The sequence below is a fragment of the Streptomyces sp. NPDC037288 genome (genome assembly GCF_055603265.1).
The window spans coordinates 78,758-96,922 of the sequence record NZ_JBVJVY010000025.1; the positions used below are offsets into that span (position 1 = coordinate 78,758).

The following is an 18,165-nucleotide window of genomic DNA, read 5'->3' on the forward strand; positions in this document are numbered from 1 at the left end:
TCAGTTGCATACGGGTGGCCCGGGCGCATTCGGGCGACCGTCGACGACCGGTGCCCGTGGAAGCCTTCCGCGGCCTACTGTTGAGGTGTGCACCTGCCGTGCCCAGCTGCGGTTGGGGCATCCCCGTGCGTTCTGCGGGTGCGCGGAAGGTTTCTTCAACGCGGAGCCGCTGATGGGTGTCGGACACCGGGCCGCGTGGCGTGGGCACCGCCGGCTGTGAGAGGGACGGGAATGGAACCGACCGAGAGTGTCGCCCCCGACTCACGGCTGCGCCTGCGCCGTCGCGCGGGCGCCTGGCGGGGGACCCGGTGGACGGGGCGGGCCCACGGGCGTTCGGGCGGTCGGGCCCGCGCGGCCGGACCGGGCACCGCCACCGACGCCCACCCGCCCATACCCCTGGCCATCGAGCCCGCCTCCGGCCTGACCGACACCGACACCGACTCCGAACGGCACCTGTCCTGGCCCGCGCTGCCGGCGGCCGTCGTGGCCGCCGCCGCGTTCGTCCTCGGCGCCGGCTTCTACCGCGCCTTCAGCGGCCACCACGCCCTCTTCCCGTGCGGCACGGCCGGCTGGTCGCTGGCCCTGCTCACCGGCGTCATCGTCGGCCATCTCGTCATGCTGGGCCGCGCCCGCTGGTGGGGCGGCACCGGCTCCGGCGCTGCCCTCACCCTCGCCGTCCTGCTGCTCTACGGCTGGGTGCCCGCCGGCCTGGTCAGCCTCACCGTCGTCGTCCTGGTCGGCGTCGCCCGGTGCCACCGCTGGCGGCAGGGCGTCCTGCACGGCGCGGTGGACCTCCTCGGCATCGCCGCCGGCGCCCTGCTGCTCGGCGCGTTCGGCCGGGTCCCGAGTGTCGAGACGCCCTGGCGGCCGGACACCTGGAGCATCGCCACCGCCCCCGAGGTGGTCCTCGTCGCGGTCGCCTACCTCGCGGTCAGCCGCGGCCTGCAGTGGTACCTGTACGCCCCGCGCAGCGGCAAGGTGCCCACCGTGGCCCGCACCGCCCTGGTCAGACAGGGCCTGGTCGCCGTCGCACTGCTCGGCATCGCACCGCTGCTGTGCGTCGTCGCCGAAGCCCAGCCGATCCTGCTCCCGCTGTTCGCCATCCCCCTCATCGCCCTCGACTCCAGCCTGTGGATGGCCCGCGCGCGTGCCGAGGAGCAACTGCGCGACCCGCTGACCGGGCTGCCCAACCGGCAGTGGCTGCTGGAGCGGATCTGGACGGCTCTCGACGACGCCGAACGCATCGGCGCCCGTTCCGCCCTCATGCTGATCGACCTCGACCGGTTCCGATCGGTGAACGACACCCTGGGCCATCTCGCCGGCGACCGGCTGCTGCTGCAGATAGCCGACCGGCTGCGGCTCGCCCTGCCACGGGGAGCGGAGGCCGCGCGGCTCGGCGGTGACGAGTTCGCCGTGTTACTGCCCGTCGCCGACTCCACCACGTCGGCCACGCGCGTGGCCCGCGGCCTGGTCGCCGGGCTCAGCTCCCCGCTGGACCTCGACGGGCTCACCCTCGTCCTGGAGGCCAGCGCGGGCGTCGCCGTCTTCCCCGACCACGCCATGGACGCCGAAGGGCTGTTGCGGCGGGCGGACGTGGCGATGTACCAGGCGAAAAGGGACCGTACGGGTGTGGAGGTGTACGAGTCCAAGCGGGACTCCAACACCCCGGACCGGCTCGGTCTGCTGGGCGATCTGCGCCGGGCGCTGGACGCGCACGAGGTACAGCTGCACTACCAGCCCAAGGTCCGCTTCGACGGTCAGGTCGCCGGTCTGGAGGCGCTGGTCCGCTGGGTGCATCCGGAGCGGGGGAAGGTGCCGCCGGACGAGTTCATAGCGATCGCCGAGTCCTCCGGCCTGATGCCCCATCTGACGGAGTACGTCCTGGAGACCGCGCTCGGGCAGGTCGCCAAGTGGCGCGCGCAGGGGCTGCGGGTCCCGGTCGCCGTCAACGTCTCCCCGCGGGATGTCCACACGCCCGGTTTCGCGGGGTCGGTCGCGGCGCGGCTCGCCCGGCACGGGGTCCCTGCGGGGGCCTTGCAGCTGGAGATAACCGAGCACGTGCTGCTGGAGGACCCGCAGCGGGCCGCGGACACCCTCGCCGGGCTGACCGGGCACGGCGTGAAGATGTCGCTGGACGACTTCGGCACCGGGTATTCGTCGCTGGTGAATCTGCGGCGGCTGCCGGTGAGCGAGCTGAAGATCGACCGTTCGTTCGTGGCGCGGTTGGCGGTCGACACGGAGGACGCGGAGATCGTGCGGTGCACGGTGGATCTGGCGCACTCCCTGGGGTTGCTCGTCGTCGCCGAGGGGGTCGAGGACGACGAGACGTGGGAGCGGCTGCGGGATCTGGGGTGTGACGCGGTGCAGGGGTGGCTGGTCGCTGCGGCGATGCCGCCCGAGGAGACGACGGCGTGGTTGCGGGCGCGGGGGTCCCGCGGGTGGCAACGGCCCCGCGCCGCGTTGCCCGCGGCCGAGTAGTCTTCCCGCCTGACGGGGCGCTGATCCCGCCCTCGGCTTCACCCGTTGCGCTCAGCCGCCGCGAAGTGTCCGATCAGCAGGGCCAAGCGCCGACGGCACCTTCGGGCTGCTGGGCCTGGCCCTGCTGGCATTCGCCGGAGCGCGACGGCGGCACGAAGGCCGTCGCGTTCGGGATCCACTTCGCCACCGCGATCGTTGTACTGATCAGTGCCGGACTGCTCTTCGCGGTCTGACGACACTCACAGGGGGAGTTCCGCCATGTCGCTGTTCGTGCCGAAGTTCGACGACACCGTCCTCGTCCGGGACGCGGAGGCCGAGGTGGTCGGTCAGGCGCCCACCACCGTCAGGCTGCTCGCCGACAGCAGCGCCAGCGGGGGCGCGCTGTCCACCGTCCGGGTCACCCTCGCCGAGGGCGCGGACGGCGCCCGCCCGCACGTGCACCACAACTCCGCCGAGATGTTCTTCCTGCTCGACGGCGAGGCCGAGCTGCTGTCCGGTGACGACGTGGTCACGGCCCAGCGTGGTGACCTGGTCGTCGTCCCGCCGGACCGGCCGCATGCCTTCGCCGCCGCACCCGGCAGCCCGGCCGACATCCTGATCGTCATCGCCCCGGGCGTCGAGCGCTTCGAGTACTTCCGCCACCTGCAGCGGATCCGCCTCGGCGAGGTCTCCCCGGAGAGCCTCCTGGAGGTCCAGGAGCTGTACGACAACCACTTCCTCAAGAGCGACGCCTGGGACGGGCGGCACCGCTGACGGCGGGCCCACGGGAAACCGTTTCACGGCCACGGGGCGCCGCCCCATAGGATTGGCCCCAAACCACACACACTCACCCCAGAGGATCGCTGCATGCCTGGCATCACGCGCGAGGAGGTCGCCCACCTCGCCCGGCTGGCGCGTCTGGAGCTGAAGCCCGAAGAACTCGACCACTTCGCGGGACAGCTGGACGACATCATCGGCGCGGTCGCCCGCGTCAGCGAGGTCGCCGACCAAGACGTACCGCCGACCTCGCACCCGCTCCCGCTGACGAACGTCATGCGGCCGGACGAGGTCCGTCCCTCGCTCACCCCCGAGCAGGCGCTCTCCGGCGCCCCCGCCCAGGAGCAGCAGCGTTTCAAGGTGCCGCAGATCCTGGGGGAGGAGTGACCACCATGACGGACAGCAACATCATCAAGCTCACGGCCGCGCAGATCGCCGCGAAGATCGCCTCCGGCGAGCTCACGGCCGTCGAGGTCACCGAGGCCCACCTCGCCCGCATCGAGGCGGTCGACGAGAAGGTGCACGCCTTCCTGCACGTCGACCGCGAGGGCGCCCTCGCCCAGGCCCGTGCCGTGGACGAGAAGCGGGCCCGCGGCGAGAAGCTCGGCCCGCTGGCCGGCGTCCCGCTCGCACTCAAGGACATCTTCACCACCGAGGGCGTGCCCACGACCGTCGGTTCGAAGATCCTCGAGGGCTGGATCCCGCCGTACGACGCGACCCTGACCAAGAAGCTCAAGGCCGCCGACGTCGTCATCCTCGGCAAGACCAACATGGACGAGTTCGCCATGGGGTCGTCGACCGAGAACAGCGCCTACGGCCCGACCGGCAACCCCTGGGACCTCACCAAGATCCCCGGCGGCTCCGGCGGCGGTTCCTCCGCCGCGCTCGCCTCCTTCCAGGCCCCGCTCGCCATCGGCACCGACACCGGCGGCTCCATCCGCCAGCCGGCCGCCGTCACCGGCACGGTCGGCGTGAAGCCGACGTACGGCGCGGTCTCCCGCTTCGGCATGGTGGCGTTCTCGTCCTCCCTGGACCAGGGCGGCCCCTGCGCCCGTACGGTCCTGGACGCGGCCCTGCTGCACGAGGTCATCGCCGGACACGACCCGCTCGACTCCACCTCCATCGACGCCCCGGTCCCGCCGGTCGTCGAGGCCGCCCGCAACGGCAGCGTGGCGGGCATGCGCGTCGGCGTGGTCAAGCAGTTCCGCGGCGAGGGCTATCAGGCCGGTGTCATCCAGCGCTTCGACGAGTCGGTCGAGCTGCTGAAGGAACTGGGCGCCGAGATCGTCGAGCTGGACTGCCCGTCCTTCGACCTCGCGCTGTCGGCGTACTACCTGATCGCGCCGTCCGAGTGCTCCTCCAACCTCGCCCGCTTCGACGGCCTGCGCTACGGCCTGCGCACCGGCGACGACGGCGGCCACTCGGCGGAGGAGGTCACCTCCCTGACCCGCGAGGCCGGCTTCGGCCCCGAGGTCAAGCGCCGCATCATGCTGGGCACCTACGCGCTGAGCTCCGGCTACTACGACGCGTACTACGGCTCCGCGCAGAAGGTCCGCACGCTGATCAAGCAGGACTTCGACAAGGCCTTCGAGCAGGTCGACGTGATCGTCTCCCCGACCACCCCGACCACCGCCTTCGCGATCGGCGAGCGCGCCGACGACCCGATGGCGATGTACCTCGCGGACCTGTGCACCATCCCGACCAACCTGGCGGGCAACGCGGCCATGTCCCTGCCCTGCGGTCTCGCCCCGGAGGACAACCTCCCGGTCGGCCTGCAGATCATCGCCCCGGTGATGAAGGACGAGCGCCTGTACAAGGTGGGCGCCGCCGTCGAGGCCGCCTTCGTGGAAAAGTGGGGGCACCCGCTCCTGGAGGAGGCTCCGTCGCTGTGAGCAAGCTGTCCAAGGCCAAGGACTTCAAGAAGTCCAAGTCCGGTACGTACCTGTCGATGGCCACCACCGCGTTCGGCGCGCTCGGTGTCGCCAAGCAGATCAAGAAGGCCCGCGCCGAGCAGGACACGCTGCGGCTGATCGACGCCACCGTCTCCGCGGTCGCGATCGTCACCGGCCTCGCCATCCTGTACCGCGAGCTGAAGCGGCTGGGCGACGACGACGTCCTGCTGGGCTGAGAGGGAAGTTTCACCGTGACCACCACGACCGACCTGGTGTCGTACGAGGACGCACTCGCGTCGTACGACCCCGTCATGGGCCTCGAGGTCCATGTCGAACTCGGCACCAAGACCAAGATGTTCTGCGGCTGCTCGACCTCGCTCGGCGCCGACCCGAACAGCCAGACCTGCCCGGTCTGCCTCGGTCTGCCCGGCGCGCTCCCGGTCGTCAACGCGACCGGCGTCGAGTCAGCCATCAAGATCGGCCTCGCGCTGAACTGCGAGATCGCCGAATGGTGCCGGTTCGCCCGGAAGAACTACTTCTATCCGGACATGCCGAAGAACTTCCAGACCTCCCAGTACGACGAGCCGATCGCCTTCAACGGCTACCTCGATGTGCAGCTGGAGGACGGCGAGACCTTCCGCGTGGAGATCGAGCGCGCCCACATGGAGGAGGACACCGGCAAGTCGACCCACGTCGGCGGCGCCACCGGCCGTATCCACGGCGCGTCCCACTCCCTGCTGGACTACAACCGCGCGGGCATCCCGCTCATCGAGATCGTCACCAAGCCGATCGTCGGCGCCGGCGAGCGCGCCCCCGAGGTGGCGAAGGCGTACGTCCGCGAGCTGCGCGAGCTCATCCGTGCCCTCGGCGTGTCCGAGGCCCGCATGGAGATGGGCCAGATGCGCTGCGACGTGAACCTGTCGCTGATGCCCAAGGGCGCCGACAAGTTCGGCACGCGGAGCGAGACCAAGAACGTCAACTCGCTGCGGTCGGTGGAGCGTGCGGCCCGCTACGAGATCATGCGCCACGCGGCCGTGCTCTCCGGCGGCGGCACGATCGTCCAGGAGACCCGCCACTTCCACGAGGACACCGGGTCCACGACCTCGGGCCGCGTGAAGGAGGAGGCCGAGGACTACCGGTACTTCCCGGAGCCCGACCTGGTGCCCGTCGCGCCCTCGCGCGCGTGGGTCGAGGAGATCCGCGCGGCCCTGCCGGAGATGCCGCTGGCCCGCCGCACCCGGCTGCTCGCCGAGTGGGGCATCTCCGCCACCGACATGCAGGCGATCCTCAACGCCGGTGCGCTGGACCCGATCGTTGCCACGATCGACGCCGGTGCCGACGCGGCCTCCGCCCGCAAGTGGTGGATGGGCGAACTGGCGCGCAGCGCCAACGAGTCCGGCAAGGCGCTGGACGAGCTGGCGATCACTCCGCAGCAGGTGGCCCGGGTCACCGAGCTCGTCGCGAAGGGTGACCTGAACGACAAGCTGGCCCGCCAGGTCATCGAGGGCGTCCTCGCCGGAGAGGGCACCCCGGACGAGGTCGTCGACAAGCGCGGTCTGAAGGTCGTCTCCGACGAGGGGGCGCTGACCGCCGCCGTGGACGAGGCCATCGCCGGCAACCCGGGCATCGCGGACAAGATCCGCGGTGGCAAGGTGGCCGCGGCCGGTGCCCTGGTCGGCGCGGTCATGAAGGCGACCCGGGGTCAGGCCGACGCGGCCCGCGTCAAGGAACTGATCCTTCAGAAGCTGGGCGTGAGCGAGGGCTGAGCCCCGTCGCTCGGTACGGCCCCGGAAGGCATGCCCTCCGGGGCCGTACCCCTGGGTGGGCGCCCCACGACCCGTACGAATCCCAGCGCGCGCCCCTCGTCCGCGCGGAGCTTCTCCGCGCACCACTGCATCCGATTTCCCGAAGTGTTGCCCGGGGCGACAGAGTTCGCCGAAGTGTCGTGTGACGTCCCTCGCACTCTCGTGAACAAGCCCACGATCACGGCAAACGATCACTTTCGCCTGCAAGAGTGTCCTGCGATTGCTCACGCGTTCTTTGCGGGCTGTTCACCACATGGACGATCGTTCCCGGCCAAAGATCCACACATCGTCATCTGGGAGCACGTCCGTGGCAGACCTCGCCCGTTGGTGTGTCCGGCATCGGCTGGCCGCCGTGCTGCTGTGGCTCCTCGCCTTCGGCGGGGTCACCGCGGCCGCGGCCGTGACCGGTTCGGCGTACTCGAACGACTACGAGGTCCCCGGTACCGAGTCCGGCCGCGCGGCGCAGCTGATCGAGGACGGTTTCCCAGGGCTGGGCGGGGACAGCGACACCGTTGTCTGGCACACCGTCACCGGTACCGTCCGTGCCGCCGGCGTCGAGCAGACCATGACCCAGACCCTGGACCGGATCGCCTCGCTGCCCGGCATCGCCTCGGTGACCGGCCCGTACGGCGGCCAGGGCGCGCACCGGATCAGCGCCGACGGCCACACGGCCTACGCCACCGTCACCTTCACCGAGCCGGCCGACCACGTCGGCGCGTCCGAGGCGCGGGCCGTGGTGCGCACCGCCAAGGCCGCCCAGGGCGACGGACTCCAGGTGGAGCTGGGCGGCAGCGCGATCGGGCTCACCGCGTCCCCGCGCGAGCACACCGCCGAGGTGGTCGGCGTGCTCGTCGCGGCCGTCGTGCTGTTCCTCGCCTTCGGTTCGCTCGCCGCCTCGGCACTGCCCATCGCCACCGCGCTGGTCGGTGTCGGCACCGCCTACGCCGGCATCGGGCTGCTCGGACACGCCATGACGGTCGCCGACTTCGCGCCCATGCTCGGCATGCTGATCGGCCTCGGCGTCGGCATCGACTACGCGCTGTTCATCGTGACCCGGCAGCGGCGCGGACTGAAACGCGGTCTGAGCGTCACCGAGGCCGCCGTGAACGCCGTGGCCACCACCGGACGCGCCGTCGTCTTCGCGGGTGCGACGGTGTGCATAGCCCTGCTGGGGATGCTGACCCTGCGGCTGGGCTTCCTCGACGGGGTCGCCGTGGCCGCCTCGTTGACGGTGGTGCTCACCGTCGCGGCCTCGGTCACCCTGCTGCCCGCCCTGCTGTCGTACATCGGCCCCCGGGCCCTCAGCCGCCGCGAGCGGAGCCGGCTCGCCGAGCGCGGGCCCCGCCCGGAGCTGCCCACCGGTCTCGCCGCCCGCTGGTCCGCACTCGTCGAGCGCCGGCCCAAGCTGCTCGGCTCGCTGGCCGTCGCCGTCGTCGCGCTGCTCGCCCTGCCGACCCTCTCCCTCCACCTCGGCACCTCCGACCAGGGCAACGACCCCCGCACCTCCACCACCCGCAAGGCCTACGACCTGCTCGCCGACGGATTCGGACCCGGCGTGAACGGACCGCTCACCCTGGTGACCCGGGTGGACGGCGGCGCCGACAAGCTCGCCCTGGACAACCTCGACGAGTCCCTGCGCGCCACCCGGGGCGTCGCCTCCGTCACCCCGGTCACCTACGCCACCGGCGGCACCACCGCCTACCTCACCGTGGTCCCCGGCTCCGCCCCGCAGTCGCAGGACACCAGCGACCTCGTGGACCGGCTGCGCACCGAGGTGCTGCCCCGCGCGGAGACCGGCACCTCCCTCGACATCCAGGTCGGCGGGGTCACCGCAGGCTACGACGACTTCGCGGATGTGATCGTCGGCAGACTTCCGCTGTTCGTCGGCGCGGTCATCGGGCTCGGCTGTCTGCTGCTGCTCGTCGTGTTCCGTTCGCTCGGCATCCCGCTGAAGGCCGCCGTGATGAACATCGCCGCCGTGGCCGCCGCGTTCGGCATCGTCGTGGCCGTGTTCCAGTGGGGCTGGGGCAGCGAACTGCTCGGCCTCGGCCGCGCCGGGCCCATCGAGCCGTTCCTCCCCGTGATCATGGTGTCCGTCCTCTTCGGGCTCTCCATGGACTACCAGGTCTTCCTGGTCAGCCGGATGTACGAGGAGTGGCTGGAGACCGGCGACAACCGGCGCGCCGTCCGCGTCGGCCTCGCCGAGACCAGCCGGGTCATCAACTCGGCCGCCATCATCATGATCTCGGTCTTCCTCGCCTTCGTGCTCAGCGGCGACCGCGTGATCGCCATGTTCGGCATCGCGCTGGCCTCCGCCGTCGCCCTGGACGCCTTCGTGCTGCGCACCCTGCTCGTCCCCGCGCTGATGCATCTGCTCGGCGCCGCCAACTGGTGGCTGCCCGCCCGGCTGGAGCGCCTGCTGCCCCGCATCAGCATCGAACCGCCCGAGTGCCGTGCCGCACATGAGAGGCTCGGCAAGGTCCCGGTCGAAGAACTGCGGAAGGACGAGCGGCGCGATGTACGCGATATCCCTGGGTGACGACGGAGCCTCGCTGCGGCCCCTGGAGGTCTGGCACGCCGACGAGGTCCTCGCCAACATCGACCGGGGACGGGAGTTCATCGGCCGGCACATCGGGCTGCCGGACGCCGTGTCCGACCTGGACGGCGCCCGCGGCTGGCTGAAGTCGTACGCCGACAAGCGCGCCGTCGACGCCGGCAGCCTGCACGGCATCTGGCTGGACGGCAAGCTGGTCGGCGGCGTGCTGTTCCGCGTGTGGGACACCCCGAGCGGGGTGTGCGAGGCCGGCTGCTGGCTGGAGCCGGCGGCGGCCGGGCGCGGACTGGTCACGCGGAGCATGCGGGTGCTGCTGGACTGGGCCGTCGAGGAACGCGGCATGCACCGCGTGGAGTGGCATGTGTCCTCCGCCAACGAGCCCAGCATCAACGTCGCCCGGCGGCTCGGCATGACCCGCGAGGGCGTGCTCCGCGAGAACTACCCGCACCGGGGCGTGCGCGCCAGCACCGAGATCTGGTCGGTGCTGGCCCCCGAATGGCGTGCGGCACGCGCGTGTACCGCACACGACGATCATTAAGGGACCTCTCAGACAGGGTCCGTACGGTGCCGGGCATGGCTACGAAGACAGAGGAAGGCGCCGAGGCCGGCACCGAGGCGCAGGGCGACGACACGGCGGTGGAGGCCGCCACCACCGAGGAGGAAGCCGCTCAGGCGGAGGCTCTCGAGGAGGGGTCCGCTCAGGCGGACGCCGTCGAGGAGGAGACCGTCGAGGAGGAGACCGTCGAGGGGCGGGAACCCGCACCGGACAAGGCGCCCTCGGGGGTCGGCCAGGGCGCCGGGGCCGTCGTCTCCGCCGCGCTGGGCCTCGTCTCGCTCAGCGGCGGCTGGATCGGGACCGTCGCCGGCGCCCGCGAGCAGCTCATCGGCCAGCTGCGGACGTCCTCCACCGCGAGCGTCGCCACCCAGATCAAGGCGGTCTACGGCAACGCCTGGCACAGCACCGCCCTGTGGGCCGGCCTGTTCGCGCTGGCCGCGCTGCTCACCGGCGTGGCCGTGCTCGCCCGGCCCGCCTTCGGCGCCCCCGGCCGGCCGCAGGCCCCGTGGATCAGGTCGGTGGCCTGGGCGGGTGTCTCGCTCGGCGTCGTCGGCCTGCTGCTGGCGGTTCTGAAGTACACCGACGCCCTGCTCGCCCTGCCCTCGACCGGCTGACAAAAGCGCAGCTCCCAGGGGCCTTAGGAAGTCCATGCGCACCTTATGGACTCCCTAAGGCCCCTTACGCGCGCGTGCCGGTCCGTACGCTGCCCGAAGATGCGGAACTCTCCCGATGTGGCGCACCCCCCTGGCAGACGAAGGTGGAGGCATCGCAGAACGCGACGCACGACACCGAATCTCCTCGAAGGACCCGCCGTGATCGAGTTCGAGTACCACAAGATGCGCTCCGCCCAGCTGATCCGCGAGGCCGAGCAGGAGCGCCTGGCCCGCAAGGTCGTCCGGATGCACCGCGCCGCCCGCCACGAGGACTCGGCCGGCCACGCCGGCGCCGCCACCGAGTCCCATAGCGACCGCCTCCGCCGGCCCCGGATCCCGCGCACCGCGTGAACACCGGACCGACGGACCGGGCCGGGACGGAGGGTGGCCGTACGGGGGTCGGCTGCCCTCCGGACCTTCCGGACCAGGGTCGTACGACTGCCCATCCCAGTCGTACGACCCTTCCGTCCGTTGCTACGACCCTCTCGACCACCGGTACGACGATCGCACCGGAACTGTGGAAAACCGGTGCCCGGCCGTCCACGCCTCGTGCGATGCTCGGGCCCGTGGAGACCAGGTCCGTCAGTCCCGTGTTCGTCGGCCGCACCGAAGAGCTGGACACCCTGAACGACGCGCTCGCCCGCGCCCGCGCCGGCGAGCCGCAGGCGCTGCTGCTCGGCGGCGAGGCGGGGGTCGGCAAGACCCGCCTCGTCGAGGAGTTCGGCACGGCCGCCGGCCGGCACGCGGTCGTCGCCGTCGGCGGCTGTGTGGAGATGGGCGCCGACGGGCTGCCGTTCGCCCCCTTCTCCACCGCGCTGCGCGCCCTGTGCGACGCCCTGCCCGAGGAGTTCACCGCCGCCGCGCGCGGCCAGGAGGAGGAACTGGCCCGCCTCCTGCCCGACCTGGGCGAGGCCGGCGCCGGCCGCCACGACGAGCAGGGCACGTCCCGCCTGTTCGAACTCACCGCCCGGCTGCTCGAACGGATCGCCGCCGCCCAGCCGGTCGTGCTCGTCCTGGAGGACCTGCACTGGGCCGACGCCTCCACCCGCCACCTCCTCGCCTACCTGTTCCGCACCCTGCGCGCCGGCCGGCTCCTGGTCCTCGCCAGCTACCGCTCCGACGACATCCACCGCCGCCACCCGCTCCGCCCCCTGCTCGCCGAACTCGACCGGCTGCGCACCGTCCGCCGCATCGAACTCGCCCGCTTCACCCGCGAGGAGGTCGGCCGCCAGATCGCCGGCATCCTCGCCGCCGAACCCGACGCCGCCCAGGTGGACGAGATCTTCGAACGCTCCGACGGCAACGCCTTCTTCGTCGAGGAACTCGCCGTCGCCGGCTGCGACGGCTGCGGCACCGGCCTCACCGACTCCCTGCGCGACCTGCTCCTGGTCCGGGTCGAGACACTGCCCGACAGCGCCCAGCGGGTCATCCGGGTCGTCGCCGAGGGCGGCTCCACCGTGGAGTACCGGCTGATCGCCGCCGTCGCCCAGCTCGGCGAGGACGACCTCATCGAGGCGTTGCGAGCCGCCGTCGGCGCCAACATCCTCACCGCCACGCGGACCGGCGACGGCTACCGCTTCCGGCACTCCCTGGTCCGCGAGGCCGTCGCCGACGATCTGCTGCCCGGCGAACGCTCCCGGCTCAACCGCCGCTACGCCGAGGCCCTGGAGGCCGACCCCACGCTCGTCCCGGCCGACGCGCGCGTGATGCGCCTGGCCAGCTACTGGTACCACGCCCACGACGCCGCCAAGGCCCTGCCCGCCGTCCTGGACGCGTCCGTCGTGGCCCGCCGCCGGCACGCCTACACCGAACAACTCGGGCTCCTGGAACGGGCGATGGAGCTGTGGGACAGCGCCCCCGAGGAAGTGCGCTCCGCCCTGCGCCCGGTCGACTACACCGAGGTCTACCCTCCGTGCGGCTGCGACCCCGCCACCACTCCACTGCGCTACCTCGACCTGATGGCCGAGGCCGCCGTCGCGGGCCACTTCGGCGGCGAACGCGAACGCGCCCTGAAGATCATCAAGCGGGCGCTGCGCCTCCTGGAGGACGAGCCGGACCCCCTGCGCGCCGCCTGGTTCTGGGTACAGCGCTCCCGGCTCGTCCAGTCCCAGGCCCGCGGCGACGGCTGGCAGGAACTGGCCACCGCCCAGGACCTGGTGCGCGGCCTGCCCCCGTCCGAGGTGCACGCCGAGGTGCTGGCCCTCGTCGCCAGCTGGTCCATGGCGCACCGGCCCGGGCCCGAGGCCTTCGCCGCCGCCGAGCGCGCCGTGGAGTACGCGCGCATGGTCGGCGCCCGCGACATCGAACTGCACGCCCGTCTCACCCTCGGCGGCCTCAAGGTGGACGCGGGCGATCCCGAGACCGGCCTGGCGGAGATGCGGCAGGTGCTGCGGGACACCCTCGCGGAGGGAGTGCACTATGTCACCGGCCGCGCCTATGTGAACCTGCCGTGCGAGCTGCAGAGCCTCGGCCGCGAGCGGGAGGCCGCCGCACTCCAGCGCGAAGGCATCGACTTCGCCCGTCGTTACGGCCTGCTGGACTCCGAGGCCTGGATATGGGGCAACCTGTCCGAGGCGCTGTACTCGCTCGGCCAGTGGGCGGAGGCCGCCGAGGCCGCCGCACACGCGACCCGCGGCGTCCCCGGCGGCAAACCCCGCGGCGCTCACGGCGCCAAACCCCGCGGCGCCGGCGCCCTGCGCCTGGCGGACCTCGCCCTGGCCCGTGGCGACCTCTCCGAGGCGGGCCGGCAACTCGCCGCCGCCCGCGCCCACTACGGCACCCACGACCCCATGCCCCAGCACCTCCTGCCCCTGGCCCGGGTCTCCCTCGTCGTCGCCGCCGAGGAGGGCCGCCTCGCCGACGCCCGCGCCGAACTGCTCCAGGCCGTCGACGCCGGGTTCCCGCCCGGCTGCCACCATTACGGCTGGATGCTGCTGCGGGCCGCCGCCACCGCGGAGGCCGAAGCCCGCACCCTGCCCGCCGCCCAGCCCGGCCGCGCCGAGATCCTCGACCGCCTCCACGAAGCCGTACGCACACTCACCGCCGGTGCCCCGCTCTGGCAGGCCTACGAACAGTGGACCCGCGCCGAACTGCGCCGGGCCCAGGGCGCCGACACCGCCGACGACTGGTCGCCAGTGGTCACCGCCTTCGAGTGCCTGGACCGCCCCTACGAACTCGCCCGGGTCCGCCTCCGCCTCGCCGGAGCCCTTCTCGCCGACGGCGGCGACGACGAACGCGACCGCGCGGGCGAACTGCTCCGGCTGGCCGGGGCGGTCGCCGCCCACCTCGACGCCCGGTCGCTCGCCGACGCCGTCACCCGGCTCGCCCAGCGCGCCCGCCTCACCCTGACCCGCACCCCGCGGCAGGCCCTCGGCCCCGCCGACCCGGCCGCGGCCCTCGGACTCACCAGCCGGGAGCGGGACGTCCTCCGGCTGGTCTCGGCCGGCCGTACCAACCGCCAGATCGCCGAGGAGCTGTTCATCTCCCCGAAGACCGCGAGCGTCCACGTCTCCAACATCCTGAGCAAGCTCGGCGTCTCCGGCCGGGGAGAGGCTGCCGCGGTGGCACATCGGCTGCGCTTGTTCCCGGCGGAGACGCTCACTGCCGGACCGCCGGGCTGAGACCTAGGCTGGAGAAAAGCCGTGATGGGGAGAAAGCGGGGGAGAAGCCGTGTTCAACGCCTTCGAGGAACTGTTCGCGCCGGGCCGCAAACACACCCGGGACGAACAGAACCGGCTCGAGCTGACCCGCGAGGACGTCGGCGACAACGATCCCGGCCGAGGCCCCATCGACCTGGCGTCGGGGAAGGCCGTCATACGACTGCCGGACCCGCCGCCGGCCGCGGCGGGACCGGAGGGGAGGCCGGAGGCGGGATGCCGACCGGAAGCGGGACCCGAAGCCGAGCCCGAAGACGGACCGGAACAGGGGCGCGAAGAGGCGTGAGCGGTCCGGCGGGCGCCGAGCGCTATCTCACCTGAGCCTCCAGCACCCGGTCGTCCCCCTTCTTCGGCCGTCCGCGGCCGTCCGTGTTGCTCGTCACCAGCCACACCTTGTCGCCGCCCGCCGCGACCACCGTCCGCAGCCGGCCGTACGTCCCGGTGAGGAAGGCCTGCGGTGCCGCCGAGGCCTCCGTACCCCGCAGCGGGATGCGCCACAGGCGCTGCCCCTTCAGACCGGCCATCCAGATCACGCCCCGCACATGGGCGATGCCGCTGGGGGAGGCGTCGTCGGTGTGCCACTGGGCTGTCGGGTTCTGGAGCGCGGCATCGGAGGATCTGCCCTCGGCCTTCGGCCAGCCGTAGTTCCCGCCCGGCTTGATCGCGTTCAGCTCGTCCCAGGTGTCCTGGCCGAACTCCGAGGCGAACAGGCGCTGTTTGGCGTCCCAGGCCAGGCCCTGGACGTTGCGGTGGCCGTACGAGTACACCGGGGAGCCGGGGAACGGGTTGCCCGGAGCCGGTTCGCCCTCCGGGGTCAGGCGCAGGATCTTGCCGCCCAGGGACTTCTTGTCCTGGGCCAGACCCCGCTCGCCGCTCTCACCGGTGCCCGCGTACAGCATGCCGTCCGGGCCGAAGGCGATCCGGCCGCCGTTGTGGATGTAGCCCTTGGGGATGCCCTTGAACACCGTGTCCGGAGCGCCCAGTTGCTCACCGGCCGGCTTTCGCTCGTCGTACAGCATGCGGACGATGCGGTTGTCCGAGGCGGAGGTGAAGTAGGCGTAGATCATGTGGTCCGAGGAGTAGCCCGGGGAGAGGGCGATGCCGAGCAGACCGCCCTCGCCGGCCGGGGAGACACCGGAGACCTTGCCCAGTTCGGTCTTGCGGCCCGTCTTCTCGTCGATCCGGATGAGCGTCCCGTCGTCGCGGGAGGAGACCAGCAGACCGCCGTCGGGCAACGGGGCCAGCCCCCATGGCGACTTCAGTCCCTCGGCCACGGTGCGCAGTACCTTCACCGAGCCCTTGGCCGGCGGGGCCGGCTCGGTGGCCCGGCCGGAGGGGAGTGTGCCCGAGGCCGTACCCGTGGACGTCCGTCCGGCGCCGCTCGGTGATCCCCCTCCGTCGGAGGAGCAGCCGGCCGTCAGCAGGAGGGCGGCTACGGCCAACACGGCCGGAACAGCTCTACGTTGCACGATCATGGTCCCTTCGACGCGGTGACCCGGCAGCAGGTGCTACCTCTCACACACCGCCCACCCCGCCAGGGTTCCCCATCCCGGCACCGAACGCGACCGGCATCCCCGGATCCGATCAGCTGCCACCCGGGTCCGAGCAGCCGCCGCCCCGCCTCCCCGCCGCCACCGTCCCCCTCAGTCCCACGACCCCCGGGCCGCCGGCAGGCGGGACACCTCCGTCAGGTCCTGCTCGGTCAGGTGCAGGTCGGACGCCGCCGCGTTCTGCGTGGCCCAGCGTTCCTGCTTCGTGCCCGGCAGGGCGATCACGTGGCGGCCCTGGGCCAGGACCCAGGCCAGGGCGACCTGGGCCGGGGTGACGTGCTCACCGTGGCGGTGGGCGATGCGGCGCAGGCCCGCGACGATCGGCTGGTTGGCCGCCATCATCTCCGCCGTGAAACGGGGGTGGCGAGCGCGCAGGTCGTCCGGTTCGAAGCCCTCGCCCGGCCTCAGCGTGCCGGTCAGGAAGCCGTTGCCCAGCGGCATCGCCGCGAGGAAACCCACACCCCGCGCCTCGCACCACGGCAGCAGCGCCCGCAGCGCCTCCGGCGACCACACCGACAGCTCCGCCTCCACCGCGGTCACCGGGAAGACCTGCTGCACCCGCTGCAGCTGGCGCAGCGTGACGTCGTACAGCCCGGCCCCCGAGCGGCGGCCACCGCGCGCGCCCACCGCGCACAGACCCAGTGCCCGCACCTTGCCCGCCCGGACGAGGTCCGCCATCGCACCCCAGGTCTCCTCGACGGGGACCTCTGGGTCGGCGCGGTGCAACTGGTAGAGGTCGATCACGTCCGTCTGCAGGCGCCGCAGCGAGGCGTCGCAGGCCCGCTTCACGTACCCGGGGCGGCCGTTGGCCACGATGTGCTGCTCGCCCACCAGCAGCCCCGCCTTCGTGGACACGAAGGCGTCCGCGCGCCTCTCCTTGAGTACCCGGCCCAGCAGCAGCTCATTGGTGAACGGGCCGTACATGTCAGCTGTGTCGAGGAGGTTCGAGCCCAGGTCCAGTGCCCGGTGCACGGTTCGGAGCGACGCGTCGCCCCGCTGCCGCGACCCGCTGTACGCCCAGCTCATCGGCATGCACCCGAGTCCGACGGCCCCCACCCCGAGCGCCCCCGCGCCGATCGTCCTGCGCTCCACCTGCTCGCGAACCTCCCTCTGCCCGGCCCCCAACCTAACCTCTGCACGCGCGCGTGCCTGACATAGCCTCCTTGGCATGACTGCTGACGTGTGGCTTCCCCTGGCGCCGGAGGAGATCGAGGGGCTTCCCGAGGGGCTCCGGTACCTGTTCTGGGACGGGGGCGAGGACGGTGACCAGCCCTTTCCCGGCGACCCGGCGGACTGTGTCCTGTACGTGGTGCCCTACATGAAGCCGTGGCCGGTCAAGGTGCGTCCGCTGGAGCTTCTGACCAACGTGCAGGTCATCCAGACACTGACGGCCGGCGTCGACGACGTCACCGCGCGGCTGCCGGTCATCCGGCCGGGCGTGCGGCTGTGCAACGCGCGCGGCGTGCACGAGGCGAGCACCGCCGAGCTCGCGCTCACCCTGACCCTCGCCTCCCTGCGCGGCATCCCCGGCTTCGTCCGCGCCCAGCAGCAGGAGCGCTGGCAGAGCGCGTTCCACCCGGCGCTCGCCGACAAGTCCGTCCTGATCGTCGGCTACGGCGCCATCGGCGCCGCCATCGAGGACCGGCTCGCGCCCTTCGAGCTCGCGCGGGTGGCGCGCGTGGCGCGCTCCCCGCGCACCACGGCGCGCGGTCCGGTGCACCCGCTCACCGAATTGCCGCAACTGCTCCCACACGCCGATGTCGTGATCCTCTCCACGCCCTTGACGGAGGAGACACGGGGGCTGGTCAACGCCCAGTTCCTGGCGGGGATGAAGGACGGGGCGCTGCTCGTGAACGTCGCCCGGGGTCCCGTCGTCGACACCAAGGCGCTGCTCGCGGAGCTGGAGAGCGGCCGTATCACCGCCGCCCTGGATGTCACCGATCCCGAGCCGCTGCCGCCCGGGCACCCGCTCTGGCAGGCCCCCGGCGTGCTCATCAGCCCGCACGTGGGCGGCCCCTCCTCGGCCTTCCTGCCACGCGCGAAGCGGCTGCTCAGCGACCAGCTGACCCGGTTCGTGAACCACGAGCCGCTGCGCAACGTGATCCTTACGACGGGGTCGTAGCACCGCTTCCGGCACCCTCCGCAACCCTTCGGACGCGGCCCGTACCGGCATCCCCGCTGGTCGTCACGGAGCGTAGAGAAGCTATGTCCCTGAGTGACGATCCTGGTGTATCGTCCCGACAGGGGCTGCGCCGCCGACCGTTC

At 72.3% G+C, this 18,165-nt stretch carries 15 protein-coding genes and 1 pseudogene; 14 read left to right on the top strand and 2 right to left on the bottom strand.

Translation table 11 applies throughout. The annotated features are described in order from the left end of the window. Positions 1–231: 231 nt before the first annotated feature. From ACZ7GZ_RS26165 to ACZ7GZ_RS26225, 13 genes and pseudogenes are all read left to right on the top strand, one after another. Complete coding sequence (locus ACZ7GZ_RS26165; protein ID WP_471027790.1) at positions 232–2,478, top strand: putative bifunctional diguanylate cyclase/phosphodiesterase; 2,247 nt, start codon at positions 232–234, stop codon at positions 2,476–2,478. A 91-nt stretch (positions 2,479–2,569) separates the two neighbouring features. After that, positions 2,570–2,711 (top strand): annotated as a pseudogene (locus ACZ7GZ_RS26170) (DUF4267 domain-containing protein); the annotation flags it as partial. 25 nt (positions 2,712–2,736) lie between these two features. Then, positions 2,737–3,231 carry a cupin domain-containing protein gene (locus ACZ7GZ_RS26175; RefSeq protein WP_471027791.1) on the top strand — a complete coding sequence of 165 codons (495 nt, stop codon included), beginning with the start codon at positions 2,737–2,739 and terminating at the stop codon, positions 3,229–3,231. A gap of 93 nt (positions 3,232–3,324) precedes the next feature. Beyond that, positions 3,325–3,621 (top strand): Asp-tRNA(Asn)/Glu-tRNA(Gln) amidotransferase subunit GatC, encoded by a 297-nt coding sequence (gene gatC / locus ACZ7GZ_RS26180; RefSeq protein ID WP_004925108.1) that lies wholly within the window; start codon positions 3,325–3,327, stop codon positions 3,619–3,621. 5 nt (positions 3,622–3,626) lie between these two features. Continuing rightward, positions 3,627–5,126, top strand: a complete 1,500-nt coding sequence (gatA, locus tag ACZ7GZ_RS26185; protein WP_471027793.1) for an Asp-tRNA(Asn)/Glu-tRNA(Gln) amidotransferase subunit GatA — start codon at positions 3,627–3,629, stop codon at positions 5,124–5,126. Further along, positions 5,123–5,362, top strand: coding sequence for a hypothetical protein (locus ACZ7GZ_RS26190; protein ID WP_103782893.1), 240 nt, complete (start codon positions 5,123–5,125; stop codon positions 5,360–5,362). The genes gatA and ACZ7GZ_RS26190 overlap by 4 nt, the downstream gene beginning before the upstream one ends. Positions 5,363–5,377: 15 nt before the next feature. Continuing rightward, positions 5,378–6,892, top strand: a complete 1,515-nt coding sequence (gatB, locus tag ACZ7GZ_RS26195; RefSeq protein ID WP_471027794.1) for an Asp-tRNA(Asn)/Glu-tRNA(Gln) amidotransferase subunit GatB — start codon at positions 5,378–5,380, stop codon at positions 6,890–6,892. Positions 6,893–7,238: 346 nt separating this feature from the next. Beyond that, on the top strand, positions 7,239–9,470 hold the full coding sequence (locus ACZ7GZ_RS26200) for an MMPL family transporter (protein WP_471027795.1): 2,232 nt from the start codon (positions 7,239–7,241) through the stop codon (positions 9,468–9,470). Then, entirely contained in the window at positions 9,448–10,023 is a 576-nt protein-coding gene (locus ACZ7GZ_RS26205) for a GNAT family N-acetyltransferase (protein WP_471027796.1), read from the top strand. Before ACZ7GZ_RS26200 ends, ACZ7GZ_RS26205 begins: the two co-directional genes overlap by 23 nt. A 35-nt stretch (positions 10,024–10,058) precedes the next feature. Next, positions 10,059–10,655, top strand: coding sequence for a hypothetical protein (locus ACZ7GZ_RS26210; RefSeq protein WP_471027798.1), 597 nt, complete (start codon positions 10,059–10,061; stop codon positions 10,653–10,655). Positions 10,656–10,853: 198 nt separating this feature from the next. Next, entirely contained in the window at positions 10,854–11,045 is a 192-nt protein-coding gene (locus ACZ7GZ_RS26215; RefSeq protein WP_471027799.1) for a hypothetical protein, read from the top strand. Between the two features lie 203 nt (positions 11,046–11,248). Next, a complete protein-coding gene (locus ACZ7GZ_RS26220) occupies positions 11,249–14,314 on the top strand; it encodes a helix-turn-helix transcriptional regulator (protein WP_471027801.1) in 3,066 nt (1,021 codons plus the stop codon). Positions 14,315–14,363: 49 nt separating this feature from the next. Next, complete coding sequence (locus ACZ7GZ_RS26225; protein ID WP_471027802.1) at positions 14,364–14,636, top strand: DUF6191 domain-containing protein; 273 nt, start codon at positions 14,364–14,366, stop codon at positions 14,634–14,636. A 22-nt stretch (positions 14,637–14,658) separates the two neighbouring features. Here ACZ7GZ_RS26225 and ACZ7GZ_RS26230 read toward each other — a convergent pair whose 3' ends face one another. Both ACZ7GZ_RS26230 and ACZ7GZ_RS26235 read right to left on the bottom strand, forming a co-directional pair. Further along, on the bottom strand, positions 14,659–15,825 hold the full coding sequence (locus tag ACZ7GZ_RS26230) for a PQQ-dependent sugar dehydrogenase (protein WP_471027803.1): 1,167 nt from the start codon (positions 15,823–15,825) through the stop codon (positions 14,659–14,661). Between the two features lie 168 nt (positions 15,826–15,993). Further along, entirely contained in the window at positions 15,994–16,992 is a 999-nt protein-coding gene (locus tag ACZ7GZ_RS26235; RefSeq protein WP_471027804.1) for an aldo/keto reductase, read from the bottom strand. Positions 16,993–17,068: 76 nt separating this feature from the next. Between ACZ7GZ_RS26235 and ACZ7GZ_RS26240 the strand changes: the two genes are divergently transcribed. After that, positions 17,069–18,022 (top strand): 2-hydroxyacid dehydrogenase, encoded by a 954-nt coding sequence (locus ACZ7GZ_RS26240; RefSeq protein ID WP_471027805.1) that lies wholly within the window; start codon positions 17,069–17,071, stop codon positions 18,020–18,022. The last annotated feature ends 143 nt before the right edge of the window (positions 18,023–18,165 follow it).